The organism is bacterium Unc6 (assembly GCA_013626165.1).
Taxonomy (GTDB): Bacteria; Omnitrophota; Gorgyraeia; order Velesiimonadales; family Velesiimonadaceae; genus Velesiimonas; species Velesiimonas alkalicola.
The window spans coordinates 34,079-45,146 of record NDHX01000007.1; the positions used below are offsets into that span (position 1 = coordinate 34,079).

At 37.7% G+C, this 11,068-nt stretch carries 9 protein-coding genes; all 9 read right to left on the minus strand.

Annotated features, from left to right (window positions below; all coding sequences use genetic code 11):
- Window positions 1-20: 20 nt before the first annotated feature.
- Window positions 21-962, minus strand: coding sequence for a hypothetical protein (locus B9J78_04170; GenBank protein MBA2124115.1), 942 nt, complete (start codon window positions 960-962; stop codon window positions 21-23).
- The gene (locus tag B9J78_04175) at window positions 959-1,852 is read right to left on the minus strand and encodes a multidrug ABC transporter ATP-binding protein (GenBank protein ID MBA2124116.1); all 894 of its coding nucleotides are present in this window, start codon (window positions 1,850-1,852) and stop codon (window positions 959-961) included. Before B9J78_04175 ends, B9J78_04170 begins: the two co-directional genes overlap by 4 nt.
- Window positions 1,849-3,726: a hypothetical protein gene (locus B9J78_04180; GenBank protein MBA2124117.1), complete on the minus strand. Its 1,878-nt coding sequence runs from the start codon at window positions 3,724-3,726 to the stop codon at window positions 1,849-1,851. Before B9J78_04180 ends, B9J78_04175 begins: the two co-directional genes overlap by 4 nt.
- A 215-nt stretch (window positions 3,727-3,941) precedes the next feature.
- Window positions 3,942-4,949, minus strand: coding sequence for an HflK protein (locus B9J78_04185; protein ID MBA2124118.1), 1,008 nt, complete (start codon window positions 4,947-4,949; stop codon window positions 3,942-3,944).
- 83 nt (window positions 4,950-5,032) lie between these two features.
- Window positions 5,033-5,917 (minus strand): hypothetical protein, encoded by an 885-nt coding sequence (locus B9J78_04190; GenBank protein ID MBA2124119.1) that lies wholly within the window; start codon window positions 5,915-5,917, stop codon window positions 5,033-5,035.
- Window positions 5,914-7,815 (minus strand): hypothetical protein, encoded by a 1,902-nt coding sequence (locus B9J78_04195; GenBank protein MBA2124120.1) that lies wholly within the window; start codon window positions 7,813-7,815, stop codon window positions 5,914-5,916. Before B9J78_04195 ends, B9J78_04190 begins: the two co-directional genes overlap by 4 nt.
- Before the next feature lie 3 nt (window positions 7,816-7,818).
- Window positions 7,819-8,772, minus strand: coding sequence for a hypothetical protein (locus B9J78_04200; protein MBA2124121.1), 954 nt, complete (start codon window positions 8,770-8,772; stop codon window positions 7,819-7,821).
- A gap of 101 nt (window positions 8,773-8,873) precedes the next feature.
- Entirely contained in the window at window positions 8,874-9,773 is a 900-nt protein-coding gene (locus B9J78_04205; protein ID MBA2124122.1) for a sugar kinase, read from the minus strand.
- The gene (locus B9J78_04210) at window positions 9,770-11,050 is read right to left on the minus strand and encodes a phosphomethylpyrimidine synthase (protein MBA2124123.1); all 1,281 of its coding nucleotides are present in this window, start codon (window positions 11,048-11,050) and stop codon (window positions 9,770-9,772) included. Before B9J78_04210 ends, B9J78_04205 begins: the two co-directional genes overlap by 4 nt.
- Window positions 11,051-11,068 lie beyond the last annotated feature (18 nt).

The window sequence follows — 11,068 nt, forward strand, 5'->3', positions numbered from 1 at the left end:
TTCCCACTTTAAATAAGGTTTCAAGGTGTTGTAGAGTATTCTGTCATTTGTTCTAGTGCCTTAACCGTCATCCATAAAAATTTATTTACAGGTGTAGGTAGATTAAATGGTACTGCATTTTGGACAACTGCACCGTTTATTGCATCAATCTCTGTTTTTCTTTTTGCTAAAATATCCTGCAGCATTGAAGATCTGTTCTGTGATGTAAGTTTTGCTGTGTCTTGTGTTTTTTCTGTCATATCAGGATATAAAAATTTTATACCAATTTTATCTCCAACACAAACTGTTTCTTGGACAGCAGTATCCATAATATCTGATGAATACTCTGACTCAAGAAGTTTTCCATTCGAAACTTTCAAGATAGCTGTTAATGCATTGATGCCTGTATTTATCGCAAGCTTTGTCCACAGTGTATCAGAAACCCTGCCTGTAATTTTGGCATCAAAACCAGCAGATTTTATAACATTAAGTATTTTTTTAATTCTCTCGCCGGCTGCACTGCCTGTTTGTTTATAAAAATATCCGAAAATAGTTTCGCCTTTGCCTGCATACCTTATACAACCGTTTTTAAGAAAAGTAGACCCCTCTGATGTTGTTCCTGCAAGCAGACTTTCTTTTTTGATAAATCTGCTCATACTTTCAGCATTGCCAATGCCATTCTGAAGTGTAAGAACAAATGCAGAGTCCAAACACGGCAACCAATATCTTATAGCCTGTTCTGTGCTGTATGATTTTACAGCAAGAATGACAAGTTCAAGGTCTTTTATCTTTGAGGGGTCAGATGTTGAATGGACCTTCACCTGTTTTAAGCCCCCGATACCTTCAATATTTATATATTCTGAGGACAAAGCTTTCGCCCTTTCCTTCCTGTGGTCAAGCAGCCAGACATCCTGTCCTGCTCTTGAAAGAAATCCGGCAAAAAGGCAACCTATCGCACCCGGTCCAATTATTCCTATCTTCATAACTTAGGTATTATTTTTAAGAAAAACGCCTCTAATGTCTCTCTCGGTTGTGTAACAAGAAATTGAAGGTCGGGGTTCTGAGATAAAACTAATTCTTTTATTTTATCCAAAGTTTGAGAAGATAATAAACCCGTTTGAATCTGTATTTTTGAAGAGTCTTTAAGAAGTTCCTGTATAGAACCTGTGGCACAAACCGACCCATTAAAAAGAATGGCAATCCTGTCACACACATCCTCTACATCTGCAAGAAGATGACTTGAAAGGAAAACTGTCTTTCCTCTGGAACGAAACTCTTTTATCAAATCTTTTATCTGATGGGTTCCCAGAGGGTCCATACCGGCGGTTGGTTCATCAAGTATAACAAGTTCCGGGTCATTTATAAGTGCCTGTGCCAAACACAGTCTTCTTGCCATACCTTTTGAATACTCGCCCAACGGTCTTTTTTTCGCTGCCCTCAGTCCCACAAGGTCTATAAGATATTCTATTCTTTTTTTTCGTTCATATGATGGGATGCCAAAAAGTTTCCCATAAAAATCAAGTGTTTCTTCTGTGTTTAAATATTTGTAAAGATATGATTCTTCGGGTTGATATCCTATCCGGTGCCTTATTCTTATATCCCTGGGATGATATCCCAAGATGGAAATTCTTCCCCCGGTCGGAAACAGAAGCCCCTGTATGCAGTGTATAATTGTTGTCTTACCTGAACCGTTTGGACCAAGAAGTCCAAAAACTTCTCCTTTTTGGACATTAAATGAAACATCCCGGACAGCGGCAACCCTTTCTCTGCGCCAGAAGTCTTTGAAGGTCTTTGTTAATCCGATAACATCAATAACTGTGCCATTCTGTTGGACTTGTCTACTGACAGGAAGATCTGTTTTTTCGGTTGTCAAATTCCTGTGTCTCCAAACTTTATTAGTCTTGCACTGTTAAATACTACAATAATTGAACCAACTGTATGAAGAATTGCTGCAAAAACAGGACCAAGAATTCCTAACCCTGAAAGCAGAAGCCCTGTTACAACAAACAAAGCCCCAAACAGAAGATTCTGATTTATTACATTTTTTGACTTTCTTGAAAGAATCACAATGTCAGGGATTCTTCCAAGATCATTATTCATAAGCGCAATGTTTGCACTATCTATCGCAAGGTCATTTCCTGCTGCTCCCATGGCAATTCCTATGTTACCTGCTGCAAGTGCAGGAGCATCATTGATGCCGTCGCCTACAACTGCAACATTGTATTTTTGTTTCAGTAGATTAACAATACTCAATTTACGATCAGGCAGGCACTCTGCTTCAACATTTGTGCATCCCAATTCATCTGCAACCTTTTTTGCCCTGTTCCACTTATCTCCTGTAAGCATAAATATGTGTTTGCATCCAATTGATTTTAGATGCTGTGTTGCATTTTTTGCATCATCCCTTGTTTTATCCTCAATATATATTACGCCTGAAAATCTATTGTCTATAGAAACATAAAGCCCCGCTTCTTCTTCTTCTTTTTCAAGTTCTTTAACTGCTTCTGTTTCAAGCCATCTGTGTTTTCCTATTTTTATTGTCTTATCCTCAATAATGGCACTTATACCTTTGCCTGCTGTTTCAATGATATTTTTCGTATCTAAAAATGATATTTCCTTTTGTTTCGCAAAATCGGTTATCGCTTTTGCAACAGGGTGATTGCTGTGCCTTTCTACAGAATAGACATATTTAAGAAGTTCATCCTCAGATATATTTTTTGTCTTTATTTTTGAAACTGTTATATCAGCAGTTGTCAGTGTCCCTGTCTTATCAAAAACAACACAAGATATATCTGCCGAAGATTCTAATATATTCACATCTTTTATAAGTATACCAAGTCTTGCTGCGGCAGAAAGTGCAGCAACAAGTGCAGTAGGGGTTGCAAGTATCAAGGCACACGGACAGGCAACAATGATTGCCGAAATTGCCCTTGTTATATCTTTTGTAAAAAACAATATGAAGCCGGCAATCATAAGAATGGTCGGAACATACCAAACCGAATATTTATCAATAATTCTCATAAAAGGGGTTTTTGTTCTTTCAGCATCTGTGATAAGTTTTTGTATTTTCCCAAGCGTTGTATCCATGCCTACCTTTGTAATAGACACATCAATAACTCCATTGAGATTTATTGTCCCTGCAAATACATTATCGCCGATATTCTTATCAGACGGGATAGCCTCCCCTGTTACAGATGCCTCCTGCACACTTGAATAGCCCGAAACAACCTTCCCATCAGCAGGTATTGATTCGCCAACCCTTACCCTTATTATATCTGAGGGTTTAAGTGTTGATGAGGGAACATCTTCTTCTTTTTCCTCTTTTATAAGATGTGCAATTGAAGGAGTAAGATGCATGAGTTTTTCTATAGAGGCTCTTGCGCCTGTGGCTGTTCTTGTAAGAATCAACTCCGAAAAAAGAAGAAGAAAAGCGACTGTTCCGGCCGTTCTAAAATCCCCGATGGCAAAACACCCTAATATTGCAAGTGCGACAAGTTCAGACATACGCATCCTTGCAGACAATATATCTTTTATCACATTGTAGAATATAGGAATTGAAAGAAGTAGACTTCCCACAAGTGCGGATGCATCTGCTGCTGTTTGTCCTGATGTAAGAAATTGTTGTGCAAGATATGAATTAAGTATCAGAACCCCCCCTATCAATGTAAGGGCAATCTCAATCCATACAATATTCATCTGAACATTACGTTCAGGAGAACAAGATATAGAAGGTTTATATGTATGCATAATATTTAAGGAGATAGTAGATAGTAGATAGTAGATAGTAGATAGGGGAAAAATCTAAAATAAAATTTCAAATCCCAAATATTCCAAACGACAGCTTTTCACATGTTTTGGTCTTGAACATTGGTTATTGTTTGGTGCTTGGAGTTTGGTTATTGGTTCCCACCTCCCACCTCCTACCTACTACCTCCTATCTACTATCTACTATCTACTACCTCCTACCTACTTTCTCTTCCTATCAATATTCTTATCTGGTCAGAGGGGCTTGTTCTCTTTATTATATATTTATCCTCTGTTTTTGCTAAAACCCGTTTTATTGTACTCTGCCATAAAAAATTTTTTACAATTTTTGGATTTTCCTTATATTGTGAAAACAGGCTCTTAAAATAAGATGCATCGGCTCTTGCTTCCTCAATTGTTCTGTTGCTGTATATCCTTGCATCTTCAAGAACAGATGTGGCGACCCCTCTTGCCTGTTCCAATGTTTTGCTATAATATCCGAGTGCCTCATTGATTTTTCGTCCCCTTTCCTGTCCTGCCCTGATAACCTCTTCAAAATCTCTCTTCACAAAGAAAGGAGGAGATATGTCTTCAAGGTCAATTCTTTCTATGATTATTCCGGAATTGATTTTTTCCAATTGGCCCTGAACATTTTTCCTTATAAGTTCTACAGCCTTGTGTCTTTCAAACATAGCAATATCTACAGCCAGACTCGCATATACTTTTACGGCTTCAGACTCAATAATACGGGATAACACATATTCAGGATTTGCAATTTCTAAATATGCGATAGGGTCTGATATCTTATATCTTGCAGTAAGATTTATATTAATAATATTTGTATCTGCTGTTAGAACATATCCATCAATATCCGGTTTAAGTGTAGAACGAGCCTGTTCTCTACCTGTTCTGTCCCAGAAGCAGTTTATCTGAAGTGTATGGACACGTCCTGTTGGAACTTTAACAACCTCATCTACCAGATATGGAAAAGCCCAGTGAAGGCCTGGGGATAATACCCTTTCTGCTGGTAGCCCTCTAATCTTCCCGAACCTTAAAACTATCGCAGACTCATACTGTTCTACTGTAAATATTGAGGATAAGAAGAAAATCAAAAGAGCCAATCCCATAAGAATCTGAAGCAGCTTGAAACTTACACTCAGTGCTTCCGATAGTGCGCCCATAGGTGTCTGTTGACCATTTTTAAGTTGTTCTTCTTTCTTTTCCATATCCACATCTTTTATAAAGAAATACGAACACTAAATAACAAGGAGATAGTAGAGAGGAAATGGAGCCCCCTACCTACTACCTACTATCTACTATCTTTTTCTCCTTCTAATAAATCAAAAGGGGGGGTTCTTGTATCAAGAATAACCGTAGATTTCTGTTTCAGCGTCTCTTCTAATGCTTCAAGTTTTTTTAAAAATATTGCAAATTCTTCGTTTTCCTTAAATACTTCATAATACTTTGCAGCTTCTGCATCTGCCTGTCCTTTTATTATCCTACCTTGCGATTCTGCCCGTACAATAATCTTTTCTTTTTCAGAGTCTGCCATTGCTCTTATTCGTATGGCTTCGGCCTCTCCTTCTGCTCTGTATTTTTTTGAGAGCCTTTTTCTTTCTTCCCTCATTCTCTCAAATACCTTTTCAGTTACAGCTTCTGGAAGAAGAAGTCTTTTTATCTTGAAAAAAGCAATCTCTATACCATATCTTTCATATGACTCTTTTGCAACAGGTCTTAAAATATCTTCTTCTATCTGGTCAAATTTCATTTTTTCCCTATCAGTAGAAATAAAACTGCTTAAGGGGTATGTTCCTATAACAGCATTCTGATAACTTCTTACCAGCCCTTCAAGATTTTTTTGTGCTTCATAAAAATTCCCAAGACTGGTAAGAAATTTTAAAGGATCTTTTATTCTCCAAGCTACAGTCCCAAGCACAATTATATTTTTTGCATCCTTTGTAAATGTCTCTTCAATTCGTCCGTCAAAAACCTGCAACCTTGCATCAAACTTACGAACCTTTTGCACAGGGAAAGGAAACTTAAAATAAAGCCCGGCTTCTGTGATACTTCTTGTTGGTTTATCAAATGTTGTTACAACCGCAACCTCTCCAAATCTTACCTGAAATGTAATTGCGGTAAGTAAAAGTATGATGCCGACTATTGCGGCAACCATTATTGAAAAAATAGATTTCATCGTTTGTTTTCCTCCTTTTCCATAAAAAGCATCTCAGGCGTAACTTTTTCTTCCAAATTTATAACTGTTATCCTGCCAGCAGATACACCAGATGGAAGTATGTATTTTCTGGTAGGCGAGAGCGCTATTTTTAAACTATCAAGATACAATTTCATCCTGTAGTATAATGGAACAACCCTTTCTGATAATAACCGCTGTGAAAATCTCTCAGCATCAGAAGAAGCAAGAAGAACTGTCCTTGCGGCATAACTTTCTGATTGATAGATAAGAGAGGCAGCATTTGCACTTGCAATAGGAAGTAGCGCCGCTCTGTAGCCCTTCGCCCTAAGAATGGATGTTTCTTTCTGTTCCATTGACGCTATTACACCTTGATATGCATCGACAACATGTACAGGCGGATGCATGCTCGCAGGCAAAACATTTACAATCTGTATCCCTAAGTTATATCTGTCAGCAAAGTCCTGAATTGAATGTTTTAAGCCTCTTGCAAATTCCATTCTTCCACTTGTCATAGCGTCTATAATATCAAGACTTGCAGACTTTCTTACGGCATTCCTGTATGCAATGTTTCTTAAAACCGCAACTGGATTTGAGGTGCTGTATGCATACAAATGGACATCTCTAATTTTATATTGGACCTGAATATCCATACAGATAATGTTTGCAACAGCCATGTCTTCTTCCTGCGTCTTTCCTGCGACAAGAAATGAATGTTCCATTTCATAGTGTGCTTTGGTCCACAGATATGCCCCTCTGGCTTTTTCATGTTCCTCATCTTCACAGCCCAACCACATAACCTGCACCTTATCAAAAGGATATGTATAGACCTTTTCAATAGGAAAAGGCCACTTAAAATGAATCCCCGGTAAAAGGACCTCGCCATATTTTCTTGGTTTTCCGAAACGTTCTACAATGGCTCTTTCTCCCGGACCCACAGTTACCACAACGGTAAGTAAAAGAAAAGCCCCTGCCTGAAAAAGTATAAGAGGAGCGAGAATCTTCTCAAAAAAACTGAAAAGCCATACCTGTGAGACCTTAAACCCAAACTGATAATTAAGTGACTCCAGTATTGCACCGGTTATATTCTTTGGCTTTACAAGAAGACACAGTATTCTGCTTTCATATAAAAAATATTTAGATGCTTCAGTCTTTGGCCTGTAAATCTCAAGTATAAAACAGACCAGTTTCTCTGCTCCAAGAACAGCAAGCAGTATAAATATTAAAAAAGAAAAAACTTTCTCTTGCACCTGAAAACCAAAATGGAAAAGCGAAGATGAAATACCTGATACAAAACATAAAAGAGCACCTGCAAGCATAACAGAAGAACCGGCCCGCAGGGGCTTGCATAATAAACTTTCGCTTAAACATGCCGAAAACTTACCAAGTAAAAAAAGAAAGAAACTTAAGGGGAAAAGAAATGCTGCTGAAAGAGCCGGATTTTTGATAATAAAAGCAGGATCTGTTAAAACATTGAAATATATAAAAGAAAGATACAGGCTAAAGGTCGCTATCAGTATTGAAAATACAGGGACAACCCACTTTTCAACCTGTTTTAATCTCTCTTTTGCACTGTAGACTGATGAGATCTGTTCAAAAATTTTTGACTTATCTTCATATCTGCTTTTAAGTTCCTCTTCTTCAATCTGTTCAAGCAGTGCAAGTTTTTGCTGATGAATATGTAAAATAACAATGAGCCAAACAGGCATACCAGAAACAAGATATAAGGCAAGCCCTTTTTGAAGAACAGAGAGATTTGTTGCAGAAAGAATAAGAACAGATATTGCGGCAATAGACTGCAGAATAAGCCCAGAGATTGAAACCTTTAAACCGGTTCTGCACAAATATATCCCTTTTTCAACTGTATCTCTATTCTGAACCTTGATATCTAATGTTTGCATTGCCTACACTTCCCTTTCTTCAAAAAGCAATATTCCAATAATTATAGCGGCACATACATATAGCACTGTATATAAAAATGCATTAAAGATATAGATGGTTGGAATTGTCTTTTCAAATATCAATGCATCTGCCATCCAGAAAATCTGGAAATTTGGAATTATAGCATAAAAGAATGTAAAAATAGGTGCGCTTGCGAATTCTCCCAATATAAAATCAGATACGAGTCCTGTTATAAATATAGAAACAGATATCAATATTGTTAAAACAAGATTCAATCTTGTAGAAAGTGCAAGGCATACTGACGATATAATAAGGCTGGATAAGGCAATAAGAGCACAGGCTTTGACAAGTTCTAAGTTCAGGTTACGAGCAAATGCCAGGTTCCAATCAGGCCCTATAAACAACAAAAATATTATACCCATTGTATAAAAAAATGCAAGAGAAAGTATAAGGCAGGACCTAAAAGGCTTATCATAAAAATAGTTGACAAAACAGGCAAATAAAAATGAGAGAAAAAGACCGAACAGTTTAACAAACATACTTGTCGTATCAAGCCTTTGCCATGCAGCATCAAGAACCCCTGCTCTTACTGTCACAATAAGCACTATGCTTAATATATAAACTGAAAGAAGTACTGAAAACAATAAACCTATAGATTTGCCTATAATAAACCCCGCTCTCGTAATGGGTTTTGAAAGAACTGTCTGGGCGGTCCTACCTTCAATTTCGGATGATATAGAGGAGGAGGATGAAAAGCCGCTTATTAGAAGAGAACAGAGAAGGATAGAGGCAAGACCTGTGTCCATAACCATCTTTCCACTTTCTGCAAGTGTGAACATTGTAAAGGCAGGGCTTGCAGCGATAAGTCCCAGAAACACAAACAGTATTATTGAAAAAAATCCCTGACGGATAATTTCTAAAAATGTATTAAAAGAAATTATAATAATCTGCCTCATTTATCAGAATCACCTGTGAGCATAACCATCCGCTTGTGTTATTCCCCTTAAAACTTGTCTTTATGAAAAATCAGGAACAGGGAATGCTCTTCTTCGTTATCTTAAAAATGTGTTAGAAACTCAAATTCTCTGTATCTTTTTTTTATAGAAGACAGGTTTAACTGTTTTAACCTGTTTAAACTGAAATCCTCCACACAAAACGATGCAAGCACGGTCCCATACACCACAGAATGTTTAAGTGTTGCTTCGTCCATTTTATCTTGCTTTGTAAGATACCCTATCATCCCGCCCGCAAAACTATCTCCTGCGCCTGTTGGGTCAAACAGTTCCTCCAATGGATATGCGGGGATGGAAAAAAAATCACTCTTTATTAACATCATTGCACCATGTTCACCCTTTTTTATTACGATAATCTGTGGTCCAAGTCTTTTAATTGCTCTTGCGGCCTTCATCAGATTGGGTTCCTGTGTAAGTTTTCTTGCTTCTACATCATTAAGTATAAAAAGATTAACATCCTTTAGAAGTTTCAACAGTTGTGCTTTTTTGTTTTCTATCCAGTAATTCATTGTATCGCAGGCAGTAACCTTAGGAGAATGGATCTGTTTTAATATGTTTCTCTGCAATTCTGGGTCTATATTGGCAAGAAATATATACTGACTGTGCCTGTAATCTTGAGGAAGGGTTGGATTAAAGTCTTTAAATACATTAAGGTGTGTCCATATGGTGCGAGCCTCGTTCAGGTCATATGCATATGCTCCTTTCCATCTGAATGTTTTTCCATTACCGGTCTTAAGCCCGTCTGTATTTATCTTCCTTGATAAGAAAAGATGGACATATTCCTTCGGGAAGTCTGTCCCGACAACTGCAACAAGATTAACAGGTGTAAAAAAACTTGCAGCAACAGAAAAATATGATGCAGAACCGCCCAATACCTCTTTTACCTCACCCTTCGGTGTCTTTACGGTATCAAGACCTACTGAACCAACAACAAGAAGTTTCATTTAAAATATTCCTCTACCAATTTTATCGCACAATACTTACCACACATAGTGCATACATCTGAAAAAATAGGACGAGAACTTTTACGAATCTTAAATGGTTTTACAGGGTCTATAGCCAATTCCATCTGTTTTTTCCAGTCTCTTTTTTTTCTTGCAATGGAAATTTTTTTATCCCATTCTATTGCACCGGGTATATTCTTTGCTATATCGGCACAGTGTGCTGCAATTCTTGCTGCAATTATTCCTTCTTGGACATCTTCAAGAGAGGGAAGTCTTAAATGTTCCGATGGTGTAACATAACACAAGAAATCTGCTCCTGCTGATGCCGCAACCGCACCACCTATCGCAGATGTAATATGGTCATAACCAGGAGCAATATCTGTAACAAGTGGCCCAAGCACATAAAACGGAGCGCCCTGGCACAGTTTTTTCTGAAGAATAACATTCGGCACAATCTGGTCAATCGGCATATGACCGGGCCCTTCAACCATAACCTGAACACCTGCGCTTTGCGCTTTTTTACATAATTCGCCCAATATAATCAACTCCTGAAACTGTCCCCTGTCACTTGCATCTGCAACACAACCGGGTCTTAATCCGTCTCCTAATGACAGGACAATATCATGTTTTCTTGCAATATCAATAATCTTATCAAATTTTTCATAAAGCGGATTTTCTCTTTTATTATATATCATCCATTCAATAAGAAGTGCACCACCTCTGCTTACCACATCAAGTATCCTGCCTTGTTTTTTTATCCTTTCTACAGACTCTAATGTTATGCCACAGTGGACAGTCTGAAAATCCACACCCTCTTGTGCCTGTTTTTCAATTGCATTGAACAGGTCATCTTCTGTCATTGTTTTAAGGCCGCCTCTTCTGCTTGCAGCAATAACAGCGGCCTCATACATTGGAACAGTTCCAAGCGGAACCTTACAATTTCTTAATATATCTTTTCTTATCTTTGTTAAATCCCCGCCTGTGCTTAAATCCATAACAGCATCAGCACCCGCTGATATACAGATTTTAAGTTTTTTAGCCTCATATTTTATATCCACAACATCTGTGGATGTTCCGATATTGGCATTAACCTTTGTCCTTAATCCTTCGCCTATTGCACAGGGTTTTTCAATGTTTTTATTTGTATTTGAAAGCAAAATAACCCTGCCTTCTGCAATTTTTTTCCTTAATATTTCAGGGTCTGTTTTTTCAATTTTTGCAACCCTTTGCATTATTGAACTTATTTTACCTTTTCTTGCTATCTCTAACTGCGTCATAATTTCCTGCCACCAGTT